The sequence below is a fragment of the Daejeonella sp. genome (genome assembly GCF_036405355.1).
In the GTDB taxonomy this organism is placed as follows: Bacteria; Bacteroidota; Bacteroidia; order Sphingobacteriales; family Sphingobacteriaceae; genus Daejeonella.
In genome coordinates, this window is record NZ_DASWXT010000133.1 from 1 (window position 1) to 24,213 (window position 24,213).

At 38.7% G+C, this 24,213-nt stretch carries 20 protein-coding genes; 8 read left to right on the forward strand and 12 right to left on the reverse strand.

Annotated elements, in window-relative coordinates; genetic code table 11:
• The first annotated feature begins 150 nt into the window (after nucleotides 1–150).
• Together VGE44_RS16590 and bioD are read left to right on the forward strand one after the other, a co-directional pair.
• Nucleotides 151–1,272 (forward strand): pyridoxal phosphate-dependent aminotransferase family protein, encoded by a 1,122-nt coding sequence (locus VGE44_RS16590; RefSeq protein WP_331081223.1) that lies wholly within the window; start codon nucleotides 151–153, stop codon nucleotides 1,270–1,272.
• Nucleotides 1,269–1,880 (forward strand): dethiobiotin synthase, encoded by a 612-nt coding sequence (gene bioD, locus VGE44_RS16595; protein ID WP_331081225.1) that lies wholly within the window; start codon nucleotides 1,269–1,271, stop codon nucleotides 1,878–1,880. Before VGE44_RS16590 ends, bioD begins: the two co-directional genes overlap by 4 nt.
• Before the next feature lie 91 nt (nucleotides 1,881–1,971).
• On the opposite strand, the gene VGE44_RS16600 is transcribed toward bioD, so the two are convergent.
• Complete coding sequence (locus tag VGE44_RS16600; protein ID WP_331081227.1) at nucleotides 1,972–3,372, reverse strand: RagB/SusD family nutrient uptake outer membrane protein; 1,401 nt, start codon at nucleotides 3,370–3,372, stop codon at nucleotides 1,972–1,974.
• 11 nt (nucleotides 3,373–3,383) lie between these two features.
• Nucleotides 3,384–6,368: a TonB-dependent receptor gene (locus tag VGE44_RS16605; RefSeq protein ID WP_331081229.1), complete on the reverse strand. Its 2,985-nt coding sequence runs from the start codon at nucleotides 6,366–6,368 to the stop codon at nucleotides 3,384–3,386.
• A 383-nt stretch (nucleotides 6,369–6,751) separates the two neighbouring features.
• On the opposite strand from VGE44_RS16605, the gene VGE44_RS16610 reads away from it, so the two are divergent.
• Nucleotides 6,752–7,648 carry a 3-hydroxybutyryl-CoA dehydrogenase gene (locus VGE44_RS16610; RefSeq protein WP_349256859.1) on the forward strand — a complete coding sequence of 299 codons (897 nt, stop codon included), beginning with the start codon at nucleotides 6,752–6,754 and terminating at the stop codon, nucleotides 7,646–7,648.
• A gap of 261 nt (nucleotides 7,649–7,909) precedes the next feature.
• Here the strand turns inward: VGE44_RS16610 and argS are convergent, their stop codons facing one another.
• Nucleotides 7,910–9,688 (reverse strand): arginine--tRNA ligase, encoded by a 1,779-nt coding sequence (gene argS, locus VGE44_RS16615; RefSeq protein ID WP_331081233.1) that lies wholly within the window; start codon nucleotides 9,686–9,688, stop codon nucleotides 7,910–7,912.
• Nucleotides 9,689–9,714: 26 nt separating this feature from the next.
• The gene (rocF, locus tag VGE44_RS16620; protein WP_331081235.1) at nucleotides 9,715–10,662 is read right to left on the reverse strand and encodes an arginase; all 948 of its coding nucleotides are present in this window, start codon (nucleotides 10,660–10,662) and stop codon (nucleotides 9,715–9,717) included.
• 109 nt (nucleotides 10,663–10,771) lie between these two features.
• Here rocF and VGE44_RS16625 point away from each other — a divergent pair, with 109 nt between their 5' ends.
• Both VGE44_RS16625 and VGE44_RS16630 read left to right on the forward strand, forming a co-directional pair.
• Nucleotides 10,772–12,154: an arginine decarboxylase gene (locus tag VGE44_RS16625; protein ID WP_324487850.1), complete on the forward strand. Its 1,383-nt coding sequence runs from the start codon at nucleotides 10,772–10,774 to the stop codon at nucleotides 12,152–12,154.
• Between the two features lie 47 nt (nucleotides 12,155–12,201).
• Nucleotides 12,202–12,738 (forward strand): DUF695 domain-containing protein, encoded by a 537-nt coding sequence (locus VGE44_RS16630; RefSeq protein ID WP_331081238.1) that lies wholly within the window; start codon nucleotides 12,202–12,204, stop codon nucleotides 12,736–12,738.
• Here VGE44_RS16630 and VGE44_RS16635 read toward each other — a convergent pair.
• From VGE44_RS16635 to gatB, 4 genes are all read right to left on the reverse strand, one after another.
• Complete coding sequence (locus tag VGE44_RS16635; protein WP_331081259.1) at nucleotides 12,735–13,454, reverse strand: RluA family pseudouridine synthase; 720 nt, start codon at nucleotides 13,452–13,454, stop codon at nucleotides 12,735–12,737. The two genes, VGE44_RS16630 and VGE44_RS16635, sit on opposite strands and share 4 nt — an antisense overlap.
• Before the next feature lie 71 nt (nucleotides 13,455–13,525).
• On the reverse strand, nucleotides 13,526–14,215 hold the full coding sequence (locus tag VGE44_RS16640; protein ID WP_331081240.1) for a response regulator transcription factor: 690 nt from the start codon (nucleotides 14,213–14,215) through the stop codon (nucleotides 13,526–13,528).
• A gap of 103 nt (nucleotides 14,216–14,318) precedes the next feature.
• A complete protein-coding gene (locus VGE44_RS16645; protein WP_331081242.1) occupies nucleotides 14,319–15,419 on the reverse strand; it encodes a TlpA disulfide reductase family protein in 1,101 nt (366 codons plus the stop codon).
• The gene (gene gatB / locus VGE44_RS16650; RefSeq protein WP_331081244.1) at nucleotides 15,416–16,888 is read right to left on the reverse strand and encodes an Asp-tRNA(Asn)/Glu-tRNA(Gln) amidotransferase subunit GatB; all 1,473 of its coding nucleotides are present in this window, start codon (nucleotides 16,886–16,888) and stop codon (nucleotides 15,416–15,418) included. Before gatB ends, VGE44_RS16645 begins: the two co-directional genes overlap by 4 nt.
• 202 nt (nucleotides 16,889–17,090) lie before the next feature.
• On the opposite strand from gatB, the gene VGE44_RS16655 reads away from it, so the two are divergent.
• Complete coding sequence (locus tag VGE44_RS16655) at nucleotides 17,091–17,555, forward strand: hypothetical protein (RefSeq protein WP_331081246.1); 465 nt, start codon at nucleotides 17,091–17,093, stop codon at nucleotides 17,553–17,555.
• Nucleotides 17,556–17,615: 60 nt separating this feature from the next.
• Here VGE44_RS16655 and alaS read toward each other — a convergent pair whose 3' ends face one another.
• A complete protein-coding gene (gene alaS / locus VGE44_RS16660; RefSeq protein ID WP_331081248.1) occupies nucleotides 17,616–20,273 on the reverse strand; it encodes an alanine--tRNA ligase in 2,658 nt (885 codons plus the stop codon).
• Nucleotides 20,274–20,446: 173 nt separating this feature from the next.
• On the opposite strand from alaS, the gene VGE44_RS16665 reads away from it, so the two are divergent.
• A complete protein-coding gene (locus VGE44_RS16665) occupies nucleotides 20,447–20,782 on the forward strand; it encodes a MerR family transcriptional regulator (RefSeq protein WP_305365403.1) in 336 nt (111 codons plus the stop codon).
• Between the two features lie 35 nt (nucleotides 20,783–20,817).
• Nucleotides 20,818–21,684 carry a diacylglycerol kinase family protein gene (locus VGE44_RS16670; protein WP_331081251.1) on the forward strand — a complete coding sequence of 289 codons (867 nt, stop codon included), beginning with the start codon at nucleotides 20,818–20,820 and terminating at the stop codon, nucleotides 21,682–21,684.
• Here the strand turns inward: VGE44_RS16670 and VGE44_RS16675 are convergent.
• The 3 genes from VGE44_RS16675 to VGE44_RS16685 form a co-directional block, all read right to left on the reverse strand.
• Nucleotides 21,681–22,736: a metallophosphoesterase gene (locus tag VGE44_RS16675; protein ID WP_331081253.1), complete on the reverse strand. Its 1,056-nt coding sequence runs from the start codon at nucleotides 22,734–22,736 to the stop codon at nucleotides 21,681–21,683. The genes VGE44_RS16670 and VGE44_RS16675 overlap by 4 nt on opposite strands.
• A 23-nt stretch (nucleotides 22,737–22,759) precedes the next feature.
• Nucleotides 22,760–23,572: an enoyl-CoA hydratase/isomerase family protein gene (locus tag VGE44_RS16680; RefSeq protein ID WP_331081255.1), complete on the reverse strand. Its 813-nt coding sequence runs from the start codon at nucleotides 23,570–23,572 to the stop codon at nucleotides 22,760–22,762.
• A 12-nt stretch (nucleotides 23,573–23,584) separates the two neighbouring features.
• Nucleotides 23,585–24,213 (reverse strand): hypothetical protein (locus tag VGE44_RS16685; RefSeq protein ID WP_331081257.1); only part of this gene is annotated, 629 nt, incomplete at its 5' end.

Below are 24,213 nucleotides of genomic sequence, written 5' to 3' on the forward strand. Positions count from 1 at the left end.
AAATGAAGCAAAAAGCTAAGGAAAGAATGAAACAAAGGTCAGAACACAGACCTGGCATGAGAAAGGGTTAATAATTCCTTGATTCGTTTCTAATAAAAGCGGCCCAGTTCAGGCCGCTTTTATTATTTTTAACAAAAAAAAACAAAAATCGTGAAGGACATCAACACTTTCATTTCAGAATGTCTGCAGCAGCGTATTAAAAATCATTCTCTGCGCACTTTAAAACCGGAGAATTCAATGGTTGACTTTTGTTCAAACGATTACCTGGGTTTCTCGCAATCAAAAGAATTAAAAGCCCTATTTGAAAATGAATTAAAGAATTATCCGGATTATCGCCTGGGTTCAGGTGGATCAAGACTATTGGCCGGGAATCATAGCTTTACCGAGAGTCTTGAACATAAGATCGCAATTTTTCACGATGCAGAAAACGCACTGATTTATAATTCAGGCTTTGATGCTAATGTTGGTCTGTTCGCATCCCTTCCGCAACGAGGTGATACGATTATTTCAGATGAATATATCCATGCATCTATAATCGATGGAATCAGATTAAGCCATGCATCCCGCTTTGTTTTCAGACATAATGACTTTACCAGCCTGGAACAAAAATTAAAACTGGCAAAAGGAAAGATATTTATAGTTGTTGAAAGTGTGTATTCGATGGATGGAGATGAAGCTCCACTGAAGGAAATAGTAAAACTTGCAAAGCAATACCATGCTGCACTCATTGTCGATGAGGCCCATGCCATAGGAATATTCGGAGATTCCGGCAGAGGTTTGGTAAATGAACTTGGACTTTGCAATGATGTATTTGCAAGAATAATTACCTTTGGTAAAGCTCTGGGTACTCATGGTTCCGCTATACTAGGGAGCAGCCAGCTAAGATCCTATCTGATCAATTTTTCAAGAGCTTTCATTTATACCACTGCCGCACCATTCCTGAACCACCTCTCAATTCAGTGCGCATATGTGTACCTCAAAAGCAGAGATCATCAATCAGATATTCAACAGCGAATAAAATTATTCAAACAAAGTATAAAATCAGGGGCCAAACTGCTGGATAGCAGATCAGCCATACAAATTATTGTAGTTCCCGGAAACGATAAGGCAAGGGAAGCAGCCAGGCTCATACAGCAGGAAGGTTTTGATGTCAGAGCCATCCTAAGTCCAAGTGTTGCAACAGGATCAGAGCGACTGCGTATATGCCTGCATAATCATAATTCAATGACAGAGATTAAAAATCTTTGCGAACTTTTAAACCGTATACTTTGAGCCCACGTCCCATTTTTATAACAGGAATAGGCACAGGCGTTGGTAAAACCATCGTTTCAGCCATTCTGGTACAAAAACTACAAGCAGATTACTGGAAACCTATTCAATCAGGTGATCTGGATAACAGCGATACAGCCCATGTCAGAAGTCTGGTATCAAACAAAACAATAACATTCCACCCCGAGACATATCAGCTTACCCAACCCTTCTCTCCGCACAAATCAGCTGCATTAGATGGTATATACATTGATCCGGAAAAAATTATATTACCAGAAACAAATAATCAGTTAATAATAGAAGGTGCCGGCGGATTAATGGTCCCACTGAATGAGAACTTTTTAATGATTGACCTGATAAAAAAGCTGGATGCAGAGGTTATTCTGGTATCTAAAAATTATCTGGGGAGTATTAATCATACCCTGATGTCGGCAGGGATTCTGAAAGGCAATGATATTAAATTAAGCAGGCTTATATTTTCAGGAGCACAGGATCGGGATTCTGAAACAATCATCAGCAAACATTTGCAAATCGAAACTTTGCATATTCCATATTTTGATGTTCTGAATTCGGACATAGTATCATCTTTCGCGGAAAAAATGACCTTGTAAGAGAGTCTTCCAATCCTAAAGGGAACTACCCTATAAAAAAAAGGTCCTGAGTTTAACTCAGGACCTTTTTTTTTATAATAAGCTCTAAAACTTAGAAACCAGGATTTGGTACTAAACTCTTGTTATTATCCAATTCACGCTGAGGGATTGGAAGAATAGTCTTCTGACCTCCATAAGCAGCTAAAGGATTATTTGCTCTTAGGTTTTGCTTATATCTAAGCATATCCATTCTTCTGAAACCTTCGAAAGCAAGTTCTTTTCTTCTTTCAAGAAGAATAGCATCAATCAAAGCTGCCTTGGTTACAGGAACTTTGATACCAAGACCTGCTCTGTTTCTGAACCAGTTCATAATATCAATTGCTTCTGCATTTGGCAAAGCATTTGACTGTGCCAATGCTTCAGCAAGGTTCAGATATACTTCAGTAATTCTGATTACCGGTGAGTTATCTGCATTGTTCACAGCATCAGGGAATTTAGATGTAAATGTACGGTTAAGTTGATCTGCAGCTGCTCCTGTACGTTTTAACAAATAACGTTTGTCACCAGCTTCAGCTTCATAAGCTGCCATTAAAGCAGCTGAGAATGGAGCATCACCACGACCACCTAATGGTGCCGGAGTATAGAAAGATGCCCAACCTCCTGAACCTGTTCTTCCATTATCTGTAGCAGAATTCTGGATAGTGAACACATCTTCAGCGGTATTTTTATCATAAAAAGTATAATCAGTTGCCCGGGTGTAAGGACCTGTAATTGCAGCCCTTGCAGCTGTGATTGCGTTTGCCCACTCTTCGCGGTAAAGATATAATCTCGACAATAATGCATTGGCTGCACCTTTTGTTGCACGACCTCTTGTATCAGTACCTGAAGCATGGCTTGCAGGTAATGCTGCAGCAGCTTCGGTAAGATCCTTTTTAATCTGATCGTGAACCTGATTAACAGTTGCTCTTGCAGGGTATGTAATAGTTCCTGTAAAATCATCAATAACCAATGGCACACCAAGATTAGTTCCTGTTGTTACCTGAAATGGCTGAGCATACATATTTACCAGTTGTAAATAAGCCAAAGCGCGTAAAAATTTAGCTTCTCCAACGAACTGGTTTTTCTCAGCATCAGATAAACCTGATACACTCGGGATATTGGCAATTACTTTATTAGCACGTGTAATAACACGATAGTGCTCTTGCCAAATCGTAGAAACATTTGAATTATTGGAAATGGTTGTGAAATCCCTAAGTTCCTGAAGTGTAGGGAATGAACCTACAAATTCCACGTTATCACCCATATACTCTTCAATCATTTGCGGCATTCCACCGTAAAATTCTAGAGTCTGAGCAGTACTGTATATACCTAATACGGCACTTCTTGCAGTAGAAGGACTACTGAAGATAGTCTCTTCAGTCAAATCCTGCTCTGGTGTCAGCGCTAATTTACTTTCACATGAACTCAGTGAAAATGCAAGTGCTGAAATTGCTATTATATTTTTTATTTTCATTATTTCTTATATTAAAGTCCTAAGTTGATACCAAAAGTAACAGATTTAGCCTGCGGCAAAGCAAAGAATGATTCACCCATGATAAGGTTGCTTGCTCCGTTAGCAGAAACCTCTGGATCTGGTCCTCTGAAATCTTTGTTCTGAATAGTCCATAGATTTTGGCCTAAGACATAAATCCTTGCAGAACGCAATACTTTAGTTTTACCAATAACAGATGCAGGCAGGTTGTAACCAAGTGTCACAGTCTTCAATCTTGCATAAGATCCATCCTGTAACTGATTAGTTGATAACTGATGAAAAGTAGAACGGGTTGGGCTGTTTAAACGTGGTGCAAATGCCTGATCACCGGCTGCTTTCCAGTAGTTTAACAGATCTGTACTTTTATTATATGAACCTGTTGCGAAGTTTTCAGTAAAACGTAAACCGTCAATTAAGACTTTGTTACCATAAGCAAAATTAAAGAATGCACTCAGGTCAAATTCCTTGTAACGTAATGTATTAGTGAAACCACCAACAAAATCAGGATCTGCATGACCTGCGATAACACGATCAGCAGCAACCGGAGTTGTTGTTGGAGTACCATCTTTTTTCAACCATTCAGCATCACCTGTGGCAGGATTAATTCCTTTGTATCTGATCAGGTAGAATGAGTTTCTGGATTCACCAACAACTGCTCTTTGAGCATTAGACCCAGTTATAAAATTTCTTCCTTCTGGATCTCTATTCTCAGGTAATGACAGTACTGTATTTTTATTGAAACCAATATTGAAATTAGTTGTCCATGAGAAATTTTCAGTCTTAACATTTTGAGTACCTAAGGTAACCTCAAAACCTCTGTTTCTCATTTCACCCACGTTTTGAGTTGCTGAAGCAAAACCAGTTGTGAATGGATAAGGAACACTGGCCAACAAGCCTTTAGTATTCTTGTTGTAATAATTTAATTGCAAATCAACTGCATTGAATAATCTGGCGGTAAGACCAATATCCATTTGCTCAGTTTCTTCCCAACCTAAGTTTGGATTGGCAACACGTGCAGGAGTAGATGCAGAAGCATCATTATAAGCAGCACCGGCACCGAATGTTCCCAGATAGTCAAAATAACCAATCTGATCATTACCTGATATACCAAAGCTACCAGTTAATTTCAGGAACTGAGCAAATTTACTAGCCTTGTTAAAGAAGCTTTCATTCGATAAAATCCATCCGGCAGAAGCTGCATAGAAAATACCATACTTCTTATTTGCACCAAAACGTGAAGAACCATCTCTTCTAACAGTACCTTCTAAAAGATATTTATCAGAATAAGAATAACCTAAACGAGCAAACTGAGACTCTAATGCCCATTCTGAACCTTCTTCAGAAGCAGTAATTGGAGTAGAAGCAGAACCAAGATTTGGTAATGCATCACTAGCAAATCCTTGTCCTTCAAATAAACCAGCGGTATATCTTGAAGTTTCGAATGAGTAACCCAATAATCCGGTGATAGAATGATTCTGTCCAATGATTTTATTGTAGTTTAAGGTATTTGAAGTCAGCCATTTATTGTCTGAACGTCTTGAGATATATCCGTAACCATCTGGTGTAAATAAATCGACCTCACGATATTTTTCATCAAACAGGGCATTATCAATACCCCAGTCAGTTTTGAATGTCAAACCGCTGATGATATCAACTTCTGCAAAAGCGTTACCTGTATTACGGGTAGAATTTAGCTTATTGAAACCTGTAGCTTCAAGACCTAAAACGTTTTGAACAAAACCTGTATTCACAAAATTTCCGTTAGCATCGTAAGGCATAACATATGGAAGCTGTAAATAAGCAGCTGTTAAAGGAGCATAAGTACTGTTTTCAGCACCAATACGGTCTGAATTAACTCTTGCTAAATTGTAGTTTAAACCAACTCTAACCTTTTCACTGATGTTGTGGTTAAAATTGAAACGTCCTGATAAACGCTCAAGATCATTTCCTACAGTGTAACCTGACTCATCAGCGAATGTACCTCCAAGGTAGAATTTAGTTTTATCATTACCACCTGAAGCACTTGCGTTGAAATTGTTCATTTTTCCTGTTCTTACAACTGCATCAGCCCAGTCAAAGCTGGTTGTAGGATAAGCAGGAACTGCAGTATTATTTGCTACCAGATAATCTCTGCGGAAAGTTCTCCACTGATCAGCAGTCATATACTTCAGAATATCAGTAGGCTGAGATGTTCCATTGAAGTAATCAATATTGATTTTAGTAGCAGAATTATTTGCACCAGACTTTGTCTTGATCAAAATAACACCATTTGAACCTCTTGAACCGTAAATAGCAGCAGCAGATGCATCTTTAAGTACAGTCATACTCTCGATATCATTTGCATTGATATTCAATAATGGGTTCAATCCTGCTCCTGCGGGAGCACCTTGTGTCTGAGTGTAATTTCCAGTATTCAATGGAACACCATCAATTACATAAAGTGGCTGACCACCTGCTGTTAAAGAAGAACCACCACGGATAGTGATTTGTGAAGCAGCTCCCAATAGACCTGATGAATTCACCATGTTCACACCGGCCGCCTGACCTTGCAAAATTTGCTGAGGACTGATAATTGGAACGTTTTTGAATGATTCAGCACTTACTGATGAAGTTGACTGAGTACTCAAAGCGCGACTCTGTGCACCATAACCTACTACAACAACTTCAGAAAGCAGTTTTGCATCGGTCACTAAACGCACGTCTACACGACTTCCTGAACCAATTGTAATTTCCTGTGATACATAACCAATGTAGGTGAATGTCAAAACAGAGGCATTTGCAGGAACACTTAAGGAGTAATTCCCTTCAGCACCTGTAGTTGTACCCGCAGTGCCGCCTTTAACACGTACGGAAACACCAGGTAGAGGGAGGCCGTCATCAGCTCCAACAACTCTACCAGTGATAGTCTTATTTTGTGCTATTGCGCTGGTAACAGCAAACAAGCCAAATAATAAGAAAGCTAGTAATTTTCTTTTCATTTTTAATATTGTTTAATTAGATAATTGGTTTTGATCCGCAGACACGGACATTAGGGCGCAATTATAAGTGTTCTAACACAATATTCGTGTATTCTAACTGTAACTTTAGAGTAACAAAAATGTTGCAAACATGAGACTTGAAATCCTAAAATCAAGTAATTAACCCAATCGTCGTATTTGAAAATATTTCCAGCAGCAATTTATTCCAGTAATTTGTAAAAAAATTAAACTCTTAATGAGTAACATGGATTGTTACAATGAGTAAAAAATCATTGCAATTTGAAAATAAGCTGAAAAACTTCTTTTCCGGTCAAAGAAAATAAGCGAAAAATCATTCCTAAATTTGAGCCGCACTATATTACTGAATACTAAGATTCTACAAAATCAATATGCAAACAATTTCAGTTATCGGCTCCGGGACAATGGGCAATGGTATCGCTCATACTTTTGCCTTATCGGGTTATCTTGTCCACCTGGTAGATATTTCAGATGAAAGTCTAAAAAAGGGGATGGAAACCATCCATAAAAATCTGGATCGTCAGATTGCTAAAAACCTTATAACCGATCAACTGAAGCAAAAGGCCATCAATAATATTAAAACTTTTACTGATCTGGCAATAGCGGTACATGACTCTGATCTTATCATTGAAGCTGCAACAGAAAACCAGGGAATTAAACTACAAATATTCAGAGACCTGGATCTGTACTGTAAACCTGAAGCCATTCTTGCATCAAATACTTCCTCCATATCAATTACTACGATAGCCTCGGCAACTAAAAGACCGGATAGAGTGATTGGGATGCACTTTATGAACCCAGTGCCTGTAATGAAACTGGTTGAAGTCATCAAAGGATACTCAACTTCTGATGAGGTTACAAGGAGTATTATGGAACTATCTATAAAACTAGACAAAATACCCGTTGAGGTAAATGATTATCCCGGATTTGTTGCAAACCGAATTTTAATGCCAATGATAAATGAGGCTGTTTATACCTTGTACGAAGGTATTGCGGGTGTTCAGGAGATAGACTCGGTTATGAGGCTTGGCATGGCTCACCCTATGGGACCTTTACAATTGGCTGATTTCATAGGGCTTGATGTTTGTCTCTCTATAATGAACGTTTTATATCAGGGCTTCGGGAACCCAAAATATTCTACTTGTCCCTTGCTCGTTAAAATGGTAACCGCTGGTCAGTTGGGAGTTAAAACAGGAAGTGGATTTTATGATTACTCAAAAGGCTCGAAACAACCGGAGGTTTCACAAAAATTTATTAAATAAATCAGGTTAATTATATGTTATCCATTACCTATTTCCAGTAATTGACCGTTATTACGAAGGAGGCCCGCCTGACCAGACGGGCAGGCACGACTGAGGAATCTGTTTGAAACTTAAGATTCATTGAGTATTATCTTAAATCCAAACCACCTATAATCCTAACAGATTTCTCCACGCATCTCAATTATTAAAAATGGAATAATACTACCCGCGTGTTCGAAATGACGGTAAATTGTCAACTGTCAATTCTCAACTTTCAATTGTTTACATTCTTGCAGGCACCCTTATCCCCAGCAAAGCCATTCCTTTATTGATTACATCTGCAATTGCAGCCGCAAGATCAAGTCTAAAATCCCTGACACTTGTATCTTCTGCTTTGAGTATGCTTTCCTCATGATAGAACTTATTAAAAAGTTTAGCGAGCTCAAAAACATAATTTGCAATATGCGCCGGACTATACTCCTTTGCAGCTGCCGAGATAACATCAGGGTATTTACTAAGATTAACGATCAGATCTCTTTCCAGAATGGTTAGTTCCAGTGAATGATCATTTGACAACCTGTTCTCATAATCTGCTTTTGCCAGTACAGAACGTATCCTTGCATGGGTATATTGAATAAACGGGCCTGTATGCCCCTGAAAATCAATAGATTCATTCGGGTCGAACAATAGTCTCTTTTTAGGTTCTACCTTTAAAAGGAAAAACTTAAGTGCACCTAAGCCAATCATACTATACAGATCGGCCTTTTCGGCTTCAGAAAATCCATCTACTTTTCCCAATTCTTCTGTGCGTTCCTGTGCAGTCCGGATCATATCATCCATCAATTCATCCGCATCAACAACAGTTCCTTCCCTGGATTTCATTTTACCGGAAGGAAGATCCACCATCCCATACGATAAATGATATAATCCCTTAGCCCATGCCTTCCCTAATTTCTGCAGAATTAGAAACAAAACTTTAAAGTGATAATCCTGTTCATTTCCAACCACATAAATGGACTTATCTACTTTAAAATCATCATATTTTAACTGGGCAGTTCCAAGATCCTGAGTTATATAAACAGAAGTTCCATCAGCACGTAAAACCAGTTTCTGATCTAGTCCGTCTTCAGTAAGGTCTATCCAAACTGAACCATCTTCCTTTTTAAAGAAAACACCTTTTTCAAGCCCTTCATCGATGATATCTTTACCAAGTAAATAGGTGTCAGACTCATAATAATATTTTGCAAAATCAACTCCAAGCTGATTATAGGTCTGTTCAAAACCTGCATATACCCATGAATTCATCCTGGACCACAATGCTTTCACCTCCGGATCACCAGCTTCCCAATCCAGAAGCATTTTCTGCGCCTGCCTGATCACAGGAGCATTCTTCTTAGCATTCTCTTCAGTCTCACCTGCTTCCATCAGATCAGCAATCTGCTTCTTATATTCCTGATCAAAAATCACATAGTATTTACCCACCAAATGGTCACCTTTAAGACCGCTGCTTTCAGGTGTCTCACCATTACCAAATAACTGCCAGGCAAGCATTGATTTACAGATATGGATTCCGCGGTCATTGACCAGATTTACCTTAATCACTTCATAGCCATTTGCCGAAAGTATTTCTGCGACAGAATACCCCAGTAAATTATTACGAACGTGCCCAAGATGCAGGGGTTTATTGGTATTAGGGGATGAATACTCGACCATTACCCGTTTTCCATTGGCTGGATACTGGCCAAAACCTTCAATCAGTACGTTTTTTAATAACTGATCAATCCAGTAGGAGTCTGAAATGGAAAGATTCAGAAAACCCTTAATGACGTTAAATGCAGTCACTTCCTGAATATGCTCCTTCAGATATTCACCAATCTCAGCACTGGTTTCTTCAGGTGATTTCTTTGAAAGTCTTGTAAATGGAAAAGTTACCGCAGTTACCTGGCCTTCAAACTCCTTCCTGGTTTCCTGAATAACGATGCTATCTATTCCAATCTCTGATTGATAAAGTACTGAAACAGCCTTTTGAATATGTTCTGCTATGGTATTTTCTATTGTCATCTTCTATGGGTATGCACCCTGTAAATTTAATCGTTAATTAAAGCATTTGTTGCCCGTAATAAAATCTCAAAAGCATTTTCAGCCATAAGATTTTCCCGGTCAAGCGTTGGATTTACCTCCACCATCTCAAACCCGCAAACTTTTTCACTACACATCAGTCGGGCAAGTAAATTGCCGGCTTCTCTTTCGGTAATACCATGTGGTACAGGTGTTCCGGTGCCTTTTGAAATAGCGGAATCCAGTGCATCCACGTCAAATGAAACATAAATCAAGTCGCAGTTTTGCAGATATTTCAGCGTATCCAGTGCTACCCGCTCCACTCCCCTCTTTCTAACCTCTGATGGCGGGAAATTCTTTACCTTATGTTTCTTCAGCAAATACTGTTCTGGCGACTCAGAATCACGCATAGCAATATAAACCAGGTCACTATACTTTATTTTGGGAGCAATATTAGCCACATTCTTTAACTGATACCAGTAATTCACAGTCTCCTGATCCAGCACATTGATCTTTGACTCAATATTATCCTCATCCAGAACTATTGCCAGCGGCATTCCATGCAAATTTCCTGATGGAGTGGTATAAGGCGAATGAATATCAGAATGAGCATCGATCCAGATTACGCCAAGCCTGCTTTTGGGGAAGGCTTTGCGGATACCTGAAATAGTTCCCGCTGAACAACTATGATCCCCCGACAATATAATCGGAAATTCTTTATTCTTCAGGGTCTTTGCAACTTCCTCTGCTATACGTTCAACCATTGTGAGTACCCCGGATACTCTTTTAGCAAATTGATTACCGGCAGTTTCAAGTAAAAGATGGTTCTCATTTGGTATTTCAACACTTTTGTACTTTTTAAAGTATCTGCTACCAAAATCGAGTGCAGCTATTTTTATTGCATCAACTCCCAAACTTGAACCACGCGTTCCTGCTCCGATTTCTGATTTAACTTCAATTATTCTTAGTTCACGCATGCCCCTTTACTCTTTGCTTTACAGATATGAACATGGGCCTAATATTTTTAAGCTTCGTATTATGTTCTATGCTATATGCTTTTTATATCTTTGCCAAAATTATAAAAAAATGCAGAGTTACGCGGAGTTTCTTGATTTAAGCGTGGGGTTCCCTCAGGATGGTTTTGACATCATTGATGATGAACTTTATTTCCATGATCTGAACCTGATGGAAATGATTGAAACCTATGGTTCCCCTCTCCGGTTCACTTATTTACCAATAGTGAGTAAAAAGATCCAACAGGCAAAGCTATTGTTCCAGGCAGCCATTGTGAAGAATAACTACCGGGGTGGTTATAAATATTGTTATTGTACCAAAAGCTCTCACTTCAGACATATTGTTGAAGAAGCCCTGCGCAATGACATCCACCTGGAAACATCTTCTGCCTTTGATATGCCAATGATCGATGCACTCGAAAAGAAAGGTTCATTGACCAAGGATATTACAGTTATATGTAATGGATTTAAAACTTTCCAGTACAAGCAGTATATCATCGATATGCTGCACGATGGATTTAAAAATATCATCCCGGTATTGGATAATAAAGAGGAGTTCAATATTTATGATGATGAACTGGATATTCCGTGCAGTATCGGCATGCGTATTGCTGCAGAAGAACAGCCTGATTCACAGTTCTATACTTCCAGATTGGGAATAAGAATGGAAGATATTATTGATTTCTACAATCACAAAATTGCCCCTAATCCAAATTTCAAAGTAAAGTTGCTTCATTTCTTTATCAATTCAGGGATTTCTGATACCCCATACTACTGGAATGAGCTTGAAAAATACACGATCCTTTACTGCAAATTCAAGAAAATCAATCCCGATCTCGATACGCTGGATATTGGTGGAGGAATGCCATTCAAAGATTCCCTTGCATTTGACTTCGACTATGAATACATGGTGAATGAAATTGTAAAACGAATTAAAGAGATTTGCGCAGAGCATGATGTTGTAGAGCCTGATATCATCACCGAATTCGGTAAATATACCGTTGCCGAAGCATCTGGTATTCTGTATAAGGTACTTGGAAGAAAACAGCAAAATGATCGTGAGAAATGGCTGATGCTTGATGGCTCTTTCATTACCAACCTGCCTGATGTTTGGGCACTGAATCAGAAATATATACTTGCCCCTGTAAATAACTGGGATTCTGAATACGAACGTGTAAATCTTGGTGGAATTACCTGCGATGGTCAGGATTATTACAGTCAGGAAGCCCACATGAATAACGTCTTTATGCCAAAAACCAGAAAGGTACAATACCTTGGTTTTTTTCATACAGGCGCTTACCAGGAAGTTCTGAGTGGTTATGGTGGGATACATCATTGTTTGTTACCTTCGCCAAAGCATGTAATCATCCGCCGTAACCGGGATGAAACATTTAATTTTGAAGTGTTTGGGGAAGAACAAAACAGTAAACAGGTTTTAAAGATATTGGGTTACTAGGCCTGTCACCCCGGGCTAGACCCGGGGCAGGGACTATTCATTAAAAGATGCATAAAATATACCTCCTTCTTCTATGCCTGCTCCCATTGATGTCTTGTTCTCAGAACAAAACATCTGAATCTCCTGCAGAAAAAAGCGACAGAATAATTCCTCAGCAGAATTTCACTACCCTGAAGTTTGAGGCTGAAGGAAAACCATGCATTGCCCTGATCAATAACCGTTATATCGGCTATAAAGAAAAATCAAAGTTTTCACTGTCACTTTTCATCATGGTGAACACGATTGATAAAAACAAGGATGGCCATCCGGATGAGAAAGAGACTGAAATTTTCAATTCTCTTCAAACTGAGATCATTTCAGAATTAAGTAAGGTTCTCGGCTCATATTGTTATGTCGGAACAACCACAATGCCTGGCTATCGTGATATTCTGCTGTACATTAACCCCGAAGACCGCGAAAAGGCAACTGATATTCTTAAAAAATTAAAGGAGAAAAATAGTCGTATAGATACTATTTCCTTTGAAGAAGATAATGAATGGGAAGCTGTAGCCTCATTTTACGAAGCTATTTCTCTTAAAAATTAAGAATCGAACTTATCCAGGAGTTTAATTAAGGTTGCGAAATCTTTAGGATATGGGGCTTCGAATGTCATCTCCGTATTTTCATCAATTTTAAAGGTAATCTGACGTGCATGCAGCGCAAAACGCTTCATGACAGGAAGCTCCTCCTGATCTTTACTAAGTCTGTAAGCCCGCTTAATCTCAGACAAATACACCGGTTTACCCCCATACATTTCATCACCCGCAATATTAGCCCTTTGTGAGGCAAGATGAATCCTTATCTGATGCATTCTGCCAGTAATCGGCCTGCATTCAACAAGGGTATAATGTTTATAATATTTTAGTGAATTAAAAATAGTTTCTGCAGGTTTTCCTTCCTGACGATTGATTGCTACATTTTTAGTACCGAGGTTCAGAATAGGCAGATCCACATGCAGATCCTCAAATATATGAGTACCATTAATTACAGCATGATACACTTTCTTTACCTTCCTGTGTTCAAATTGCATCGAAACAAACCGGTAACTCTCAGGATTTTTTGCGATAATCAGGACTCCTGATGTCTCTCTGTCTAAACGATGGCAAATCTGTGCATCATCAGAATATTGCTTAGCCATCCTGAGAAGATTGATTTCACCACCTTCCCTATCGTCCAGAGAACTTAAAAAAGCTGGCTTATTAACAATAATCAGATTGTTATTCTCAAAAAGTATAAGATCTTCGAATTTGGGGAACTTCACGTATGCAGTATTAGACTGCAAAAATAGGATTTTAATTTTAGCAGAAAGAGGCTTTTAGCTTTTACCTTAGGCTACTTTAATTCAAACTTGTACCCTACTCCCTTTACAGTACTCACATACTTATCACCAAGTTTTTCACGAAGCTTGCGAATGTGGACATCAATGGTACGATTGGTCACTACAACTGAATCCTCCCAGATGTTTTTAAGAATCACCTCACGGGTAAAGACTTTCCCAGGCTTTGATGCAAGAAGGTATAATAATTCGAATTCCTTTTTGGCTAGTACAACCTTTTCACCTCTTTGGTAAACCAGAAAAGACTCACGGTCGATAACCAAATCACCTATTTCCAACTTATTTTCAACTTCTATGTCAGATTGCACATTCCTTCGTAGAATAGCATTGATCCGGCTTGTCAAAGCCCTGGGTTTAATTGGCTTTGCGATATAGTCATCTGCCCCCACGTTAAACCCCGCAATCTCAGAATACTCTTCACTGCGGGCAGTAAGAAATACCATAAAGGTATTCTTGAAATCGTTCATGGTTCTGAGGATACGGCAGGCTTCGATACCATCCATTTTTGGCATCATTATATCCAAAATAATCAGATCTGGCAGAACTCTCTTAGCCTCAGCAACTCCTTCCTGACCATTAGAAGCAGTAAATACCTGATAACCTTCTTTTTTGAGATTATACTCAATTAATTCCCGGATATCTGGTTCATCATCTACAATCAGGATTTTATGCTTAGTGGTACTCATAGACAGATATTTTGATACAAAAGTAAACTCTCCATTACACTAAATCATTAAGCCTATATTAAGAAATTGTAAATCTTTATTATAAATTGACAATTTCTTGTGATCAATTTAACACTTTCTGAAGAAAATTCTGCAGTTCGGTGCCTCTTAAATTCTTTGCAACGATTTTCCCATTTGGATCCAGGAGAAAAGAAGCAGGTATTCCTTCAACTTTATACTGTATGGTCACTTTTCCATCCCAACGCTTTAATTCTGATACATGCGACCAGTTTAAACGATCATCCTTAATTGCTTTTAACCAGTCTGATTTATCCTCATCAAGAGAAACCCCAAGGACCGTAAAGCCTTTATTTTTAAATGTTTCAAATTGCCTGACTATGTTTGGATTTTCTTCCCGGCAAGGCGCACACCATGAGGCCCAGAAATCAAGCAGAACATACTTACCTTTGAAATCTGACAATTTAACCAGCTTGCCTTCAGTATTATTTAATTCAAATTCCGGAGCGATCTGACCCACGGAAACCGGTTTTAACCCTTCCATTTTATTGACAAAAGATTGAACCGCCTTATTCTTTGGAAAAACAGACCTGATTTCTTCAGCGTATGCAATCAGCTCAGCTTCGTATTTATTCTGATCGAGGGAGCTTGCTGCATAAAAGCCGGCAAGATTATTTTTATTTTCCTGAGCGAATTTGAAAGTAGTCTCAGAATACTTATCCATATTGGCTTGAAACTGCGGCATAAGCACATTGTAGATAGAATCTTTTGCAGCAGGATTTGCCTCAGTCATGGCTGCATAATCATCCTGGATTTTTTTATAGATTTTGCTGAAATCATTTCCTATCTGATTAAACTCACGTATTTTCTCTGAATCTTCTGAACCTTTAATTTCATAGGCATTGGTGGTATCAGCATAATCTGTCTTAAATTTTAACTCATCGCCATTCTTTCCTACTACAAGGAAATTCTTTTCACCTACAACAATAGTATAGAAATCAGGCTCTTCGGTAACCCGGCGGAACTTAAACTCATTGCTTTCATTCAAAAATGCTGAATCGATGAGCTGATCAGTTTCATACAGCAATACTTTTTTGATTTCACCGGCATTCTCTACCTTCCCCGAAATACTCAACTCATCATTATTTTTGCAGGAAACCGCAAAAACACTCATTGCCAAAATGGCTAAGCCAAAAACTTTTCTCATGCTTTACTTTCTAATATATCTATTACTAACTTACTGGCAATCTGCGGATTGATCTTTCCCTTGGTCTTTTTCATCAGGTCACCCATAAACAAACCAAGAACGCCTTTTTTGCCATTATGGTATTCTTTAATCTTATCTGGGTAATTACTCAGAACCTCTTCAATGAGCAAACCCAATTCATCATCAGCAGTATCAATCAATACCTGCAATGAAATAGCTGTCTCTTCTGCAGATTTTCCGGGGTTCTTAATCAGCTCAGGAAAAACCTGGTGAGCCGCAACTGAATAGTTAAGCTTGCCCTTGTCAATCAGACTGATAAGATCTGCAAGAACATCAGGCTTGACCGGAAAATCTTCAATATGATTGTGATTATCATGAAGATACGATCTCAAAGGCCCAATCACCCAGTTTGCTGCGGCCTTAAAATGTTGGGTTTTCGAACTTAGTTCATCGAAATAAACCGCTATCTCCTTCTCGGATGAAAGCAGGATAGCATCGTATTCAGACAGGCCGAAAACAGTAGTGTAACGTTCGATCTTTTTTGAAGGTAACTCAGGCAATTCGGCAGCCAAGTCATCAATATACTTCTGTTCAAGCACTAATGGCTGCAGATCAGGTTCTGGAAAATAACGGTAATCATTAGCCATCTCCTTACTCCTAAGCGGACTTGTATTACCAGTATCAGCATCAAAATTCAGGGTGTTCTGCTCAATATATTCACCTTTTTCTAAAAGCTCAGTCTGCCTTAAAAATTCATGATCAATTGCCCTTTGCAGGTTTCGAATGGAATTTAGATTCTTTACTTCACACCTGTTCCCGTATGCTGAAGCTCCTCTGAGTCTGACCGAAATATTAGCGTCACAACGAATACTTCCTTCCTCCATATTCCCATCACAGATATCCAGGTATCTCACCAATTTCCGGATTTCGGATAAATATGCTGCAGCTTCGTGTGCTGAACGAATATCAGGTTCAGAAACTATTTCTATCAATGGGACTCCTGCCCTGTTCAGATCAATCAATGAATCAAATTCATCCTGATCGTGCATACTTTTTCCGGCATCATCTTCCATGTGAATACGGTGGATTCGAATGCGCCTTGCTGAATGATCGTCTGATTTTACGTCAATAAAACCCGAATGGCAAATTGGCTGACTGTCCTGTGTGGTCTGAAAACCCTTGGGCAGGTCGGCATAAAAATAGTTTTTACGATCAAAATGTGTATTCAGATTGATACTACAGTTGGTAGCCAGTCCCATTTTAATGGCATATTCAACAACCTTTTTATTTAGTTTAGGTAAAGTTCCAGGTAAACCAAGACTTACCGGACTTATATGTTCATTGGGGCCACCACCGAAGCCGGCTGAATCAGTAGAAAATATCTTGCTCTCGGTTGATAACTGAACATGTACCTCAAGCCCAACTACAAGCTCATATTTATCAGTTAAACTATCCGCTATTGTCGTCATCTAAACTTTAATGGTATCTAAATATCGCACAAAGATAAGCAATTGATTACAGTTGAGAGTGAACATTGAGATTGCAATAAAAAACTTACGACGATATTATCCTTCCGGCAATTGACAATCTTCAATTTTGAACTATCAATTGTACTTAAATAAAAATGGCACGTTAATTGAATTTGAATCATATCTACTAATAACAAGAAATATGAAAAGAATAATTATTGCTATTGTAGCCGGATTTATCACTTTTTCAGGAGCACCGGTCAAAGCACAGGTAAGCGTAAATATAAATCTTGGGGCTCAGCCTGAATGGGGACCAACAGGGTACAATCATGTGGATTACTATTACCTGCCCGATATTGAAACCTATTATTATGTCCCAAAACGCCAGTTTATTTACCTTGAAAACGGAAGATGGTTGTTTATGTCTGCTTTACCATCCCGTTATCGCGGATATGACCTTAATAGTGGATATAAAGTGGTTATTAACTCTCCGCGTCCTTATCAGTACTTTACTTCTCACAAAGTAAAATACGCCAAATACAAAGGATATAATGGGAAACAATCCATTATAAGAAACAGTAATAGTTCAAGGTATTCAAAAGGAAATTCGGGCAAATCCCATTCCAAAGGAAACAATAGACATTTGGGTGGAAAAGGGAAACACTAATTAAAGTTGAGAATGGAGAATGCAGAGTGGAGAATGCAGCTAACTCTCAATTCTCCATTCTCAATTAATAAAAGTTTTTGCTTTCTCGAGTGCTTTTACAAGCCCGGAGCTATCCTTACCCCCTGCGGTAGCAAAGAAAGGCTGTCCGCCACCACCACCCTGAATTTCTTTAGCTAATTCACGCACAATATTTCCTGCGTTCAGATTTCTTTCTTTAACAAGATTTTCGGATACCATCACAGTCAGGCTTGGTTTTCCATCGATATCACAAGCCAAAACCAGGAAGAGGTCATTTACAAGGTCCTTTACGGCATAGGCAAGATTTTTCACTGCATCGGTATTGGGCAATTCAACCTGTGCTGCTATCAGATTAATACCATTGATCAGCAATGCATTTTTAACAAGATCATGCTTTAATCCTGCAGATCGCTCAAGAATAGATTTTTCAATTTCTTTTTTCAGACGACTGTTCTCTTCAAGTAATGACTCAACTGTTTTGAGAAGATCAGTTGGATTCTTAAGCAGGTCTTTTAATCCCCTTATCTGTCCATTCTGAGCATTAATATAATTCTCAGCCGCCTCAGCCGTGATTGCTTCAACCCTTCTGACTCCGGCCGCTACAGCACTTTCAGAAATGATTTTAAAATAGCCAATCTGTCCGCTTGATTTAACATGAGTTCCTCCACAAAGCTCTTTTGAAAAATGATCATCAAATGTGATCACACGAACATAATCTCCATATTTTTCGCCAAATAGAGCAGTTACACCTGAATCAATAGCTTTCTGATATGGCACATTCCGCTCTTCTTTCAATGGAATATTTTCACGGATCTTACGATTCACAATACTTTCAACTTCTGATAGTTCCAGATCTGTAAGCTTGGAAAAATGCGCAAAATCGAATCTTAGGTAATCTGAATTAACTAATGAACCTTTCTGATTCACGTGATCACCCAAAACCTGCTTTAATGCTGCATGTAAAAGGTGAGTAACTGAATGATTGTTTTCTGTTGCAGTTCTCCTCTTATAATCAACTACAGCATAAAACGATCCAGAAAGATCATCAGGGATTTCATCAAGAAAGTGAACAATTAATCCGTTTTCCTTTTTGGTATCTGTTACCGGGTATTCAAACAGACGTGAATGGTCTTCAAGTTTTCCGGTATCGCCAACCTGTCCTCCGCTTTCAGCATAAAATGGGGTTCTATTTAATACCAATTGATACTGATCTTTTCCCTTAGCTGTAACCTTACGATATCTCAGAACTTTACATTCCGTTTCCAGTTCATCATAACCGGTAAATTCAACCTCTTCATCTTCATTAACGATTACCCAGTCGCCGGTATCAACTGCTGTTGCGGCTCTTGATCGTGCTTTTTGTTTCTGAAGTTCCGCTTCAAAGCCTTCCATATCAACAGCCCAGCCCTTTTCACGGGCCATTAGTTCGGTCAGGTCGATAGGAAATCCAAAAGTGTCATATAGTTCAAATGCAAATTCTCCATTAATGATCTGATCATTGGTTTCGAAACGTTCAAAACGCTGAATTCCGGTCGCTAAAGTTCTTAGAAATGATATCTCTTCTTCCAGAACCACTTTCTGAACAAAATCCTGCTGCTTTTTAAGCTCAGGAAATATTCCGTCGAACTGATCTGCAAGAATTGGGACAAGTTTATTTAAAAATGGCTCCTTAAGATCAAGAAAGGTATAGGCATATCTTACCGCTCTTCTCAATATTCTTCTGACTACATAGCCAGCCTTATTATTGGATGGCAGAGTACCATCGGCAATACAAAAACTGATCGCACGGATATGATCAGACATTACACGCATAGCCACGGACGCACCCCAGCTCTCTCCACCCGGGACTGAATTTCCAACATAGGGCATGCGTGATTTTTCTGAAATAAATTGAATCATCGGCTGGAAAACATCGGTATCATAATTTGATGTTTTATTCTGTATTACCCTTACCAGACGTTCAAGTCCCATTCCTGTATCCACATGCTTCCCGGGAAGTTTTTCCAGAGAACCATTCTTCAGGCGATTGAACTGCATGAATACATTATTCCATATTTCTATAACCTGTGGATCATCCTGATTGACCAGTTTACTGCCGTCAATTTTAATACGATCAGCATCAGGGCGCATATCCACATGGATCTCCGAACAGGGTCCGCAGGGTCCTGTTTCACCCATCTCCCAGAAATTATCCTTCTTATTTCCTAAAAGAATCCGGTCTTCAGAAATATACTTTTTCCATATCTCGTGTGCTTCCTGGTCTTTGGGAAGTCCTTCTTTCTCATCACCCGCAAAAACGCTGACGTATAGCCGGTCCTTAGGTATTTTATATACTTCAGTTAAAAGCTCCCAGCTCCAGGCAAGGGCCTCCTTTTTAAAATATCCGCCTTCAGGATTGGCAGAATCACCAAAACTCCAGTTGCCAAGCATCTCGAACATCGTATGATGATAGGTATCTATTCCAACTTCTTCGAGGTCGTTATGTTTACCGGAAACACGCAAACAACGCTGCGTATCAGCCACTCTGGAGTATTTTATTGCTGCCTGACCGAGGAAAAGGTCCTTGAACTGGTTCATCCCGGCATTGGTAAACATCAGTGTGGGGTCATTCTTAACAACAATAGGCGCTGATGGTACAATATGGTGTCCTTTGGCAGCAAAAAAATCTAAAAAACCTTGTCTTATCTCTTTGGTGGTCATCCTGATTAGCTATTCTGCAAATATAATACAGATATGTGTTTTTTGAGGAGAGAATATGAAATAGCCTGTGGAGTACTGTTCAGAACATTTATGCGTTACAATTATCTAAAGCATTTTAATTTTTGCTTGCTTCAGTTCAAATTTATTAATTTTACAAAAGGAAAATCATCGGTATGCCATATAAGGAGCGCGACATAACAAAATTATATTACAGTATGGGTGAGGTAACCCGTATGTTTGATGTCAACGCTTCCCAGATTCGTTTTTATGAACGTGAATTTGAAATTCTCCAGCCCAAAAAGAACAAAAAAGGAAACCGCTTGTTCAGTGCCGATGATGTAGAGAACCTGAAGATAATTTTCAATCTGGTGAAGGAAAAGGGCTATACCCTGCAGGGTGCCAAAGATTATCTTCGAAGCAATAAAGCTGAAGTAAAAGAGAACCAAAAGGTGATCGACTCTCTTGAGCGCCTGAAACAATTTCTGCTTGAAGTAAAGGAACAACTTTAATGATGTCCGGGCAGGAAAAATCTGTATTAAATCCTTTGAGGATACTGTTCGTCATTAATCCAAAATCCGGACATGGTGGGGAGAAAAACCTTAAAAATCTAATTACTGAGAGATGCAAATCCGAAAGATTTGATTATCAAATCATTGTAATGAGTGGGGATGATAAAGAACTTATATCAAATAATATTAATCAATATAAACCTGATATTGTTGCCGCCGCGGGCGGTGATGGAACCATAAATTTAATGGCAGGAATACTTGCCAACACAGAAATTCCGCTTGCCATTATTCCACTGGGTTCGGCTAATGGAATGGCAAAAGAACTTCATATTCCCGGTAAGATTGAAAACGCTATTGAGATTCTTATCAAAGGAAAAACCCAGATGATTGATCTTATTAAAATTAATGAGAGAATCTGTATACATCTGGCAGATGTCGGACTGAATGCCCGGGTAGTAAAACGTTTTGAAAATGATGTAAAAAGAGGCATTCTGACTTATGCAAAGCACCTTTTTGGCGAAATGTTTCTGCTTAAAAAATATGTTTTCAATATTACCTGCAATGGTAAAACAATAAGAAGAAAAGGAGTGTCCATGACCTTCGCAAATGCTTCACAATATGGTACCGGAGCAGTGATCAATCCAAAAGGAATACTTGATGATGGTAAATTTGAACTCGTGATAATCAAACCTTTTCCACGAATCAAGCTATTATCTATTGCCTGGAAAATGTTCATGAACAGATTGCATACTTCCGATTATGTGGAGATAATCAGTTGTGATAAAGCAGTAGTTAAGAGCAGCAGAAAAACAACACTTCAGGTAGATGGCGAGGTTCTCGGCAAAGTGAAGGAAATATCAATCGAAAATATGCATAAGTCACTTCTGGTGATAGTACCTTAATCTATCTTATATTCATAGACCATTTTCCCTTTTTCAGAATCCGCATCAATTACCCAGGCTGAAATATAAACTGAACCTTCATTTTCAAACTTTAGTTTAAAAAATCCCTTTGCCTTCATGCCAAATTTCAGATTTTTTCCTGTCTGTAAAACATATTTAAGCTTTGAGCCGGCACCACTAACAATAAAATGATTCTGGTCTTTTGAAATATGCTGCAGATTATGCTCGTGTCCTGAGGCATAAATAATACCCGGATAGTTTTTAAATATCTCAATGAGACGTTTTCTAAGATGCCTGTAACGGGGATGGGCTATATCCTCTTTTGCTCCAAAATATTTTCTGTAAATAGGTAATAACGAACCCAGAATAGGCAGAGGAAAATATGCTTTACGATGGTAGATAGTGAAAGGAAATAAATGGTGCCTTAACTTATAACGGCCACCATGAATCGCATAACTGTAAACCGGTGCATGTCCGGCAATAATTATTCTCTTATCCTTATTACTTTCAAGTATAGTGATCAAATGCTTAAAAAAATCTTCTTCTGATTCTACTCTACAGCCACACTCTTGCCCAATAGGTCTGAAACCGGGTTGAAGCCACCATTGGGTGTTAATCAACACCAGTGTAACATTCGGATTAACATTAATCTCCGTGGGTCCGGGGCACCCATTAGTAGGGTACATCACGGATTTTCCAAAAAGCTTTTCCAGGTATTTCTCCTGTCTTAAAATATATTCGTAACCACCTTCCCTGCCCTTGTTCCAATCGTGATTACCTGAAATAAAGAGTACCTTACCATGATAATCCTTCAACGCTTCTTTGTGGGCAATTAATGCATTTTCAGCATCCTTACGGAGAATAGCACCTTCCGGTGGCAGGCCTTTAGGATAAATATTATCACCTAAAAAGATAACAGCAGAATGCTGACCTTTATCAAAGTGAGAACACATGGTTTCCAATACAGGATCATGTCCATGCCTGGCTACATTTCCTGTATCACCAATCAAAAAAATCTCGTAAGTCTTCTTTTCCTTAACTCCGGATTGCATTACTGATGGTTTAGTATCGGATTTTACCACTTTAGCTTCTCTTTATTCAAAAAGGCAGAAATTCCCTTTTTGCAATCAACAGATGATCGGGTTTCAACGTTCATTTTTACAGCTAAACTCAAACTATCTTCTAATGAAAGATCCTGAACGGAGTTAATAAGTTCCTTCCCAAGCGCTACAGAATTTGCTGAAACTGATTGAATAAAATTACGGGCAAAAGATTCAACTGCTTGGGCTATTTCCTCCTTAGGATAAATGAAATTGATTAACCCATAATCAGCGGCGGTTTGAGCAGCAATGAGTTCTCCGCTGAGGAGTAATTCTTTGGCTCTGCCTTCACCTATTCTTCTGAGCAGAAAGCAGGTTACAATTGCCGGAATAAAGCCGATCCTGACCTCAGTATAGCCAAATTTAGCTTCAGGCACTGAGAATATCAGATCACACACTGAAATCAATCCGCAGCCGCCGGCTATAGCATGACCTTCAACCTGTGCAATTACTATTTTAGAAGAACGATAGATTATTAAAAAGAGATCCTTCAATAGATTGGTATCTGTCAAATTATCATCTTCAGTATTGTTTTGTAAATGTTTTAGATAATCAAGGTCTGCCCCTGCACTAAATACCTCTCCATTGGCCTTGAGGACTATAACCTTAACATCATCATCAGCAACAGCAGTTTTAAAGGCAATTGTCAATGCAGATATAAGTTCCGGATTTAAAGCATTTCGCTTTTCAGGGCGGTTAATTGTAATACTCGCAATCCGTTCTGATAGTTGATATTCCAGCAATTCCATCGTTAATTCCAGTGTAATAAATCGGACCTGATTGATCAAAATTAACCCAAATTACTTTAGATTGATAATGTATGCCGGCGATTTCTTCAAAACATAAGTGGAAAGATTCATTTTGGCTGTTTCTGAGAGCCATGCCTTAATCTTATAATCAGAATTAGTCGGATCGATAAGAATTTTCTTAAACTCTATAAAAGTGTTGATATCAGCTAGCTTATGAACCGGATTATTGCTCAAAACAAGGATATCAACTTCTATTTTTTCATACGATTTCGGCAAACTGATTTTTCTGTCCCATCGAAGCACCCGGAACTTACCAAATTGCATAAAATTGGAATCTGACCAATATGAATCGGTTCTGACGGTAGAATCAATACTGAGCAAAGTGATATCAGAACCTCCCCTGCTTTCCAATGCCGGCCATATCGAATAAGAGAAAGTTCTGTCTGCAGGGTCAAAATCTGCCAGAACAATACATTTACTCCCTTTGGAATAAGCAATAGCAGAGCTGTTTCGAATACTGAAAACTATCAGTTCTTCCTTTCTAAAATCTTGAATCCGATCCAGGGAAATACTCATAAACAGTAACACGCTAAAGGTTATTGCTGTCCAAACAATGATTTTTTGCCTGAATTCAATCCAAAATACCATAGTTAGAATCAATGCGCAAAGCAGAAACATCT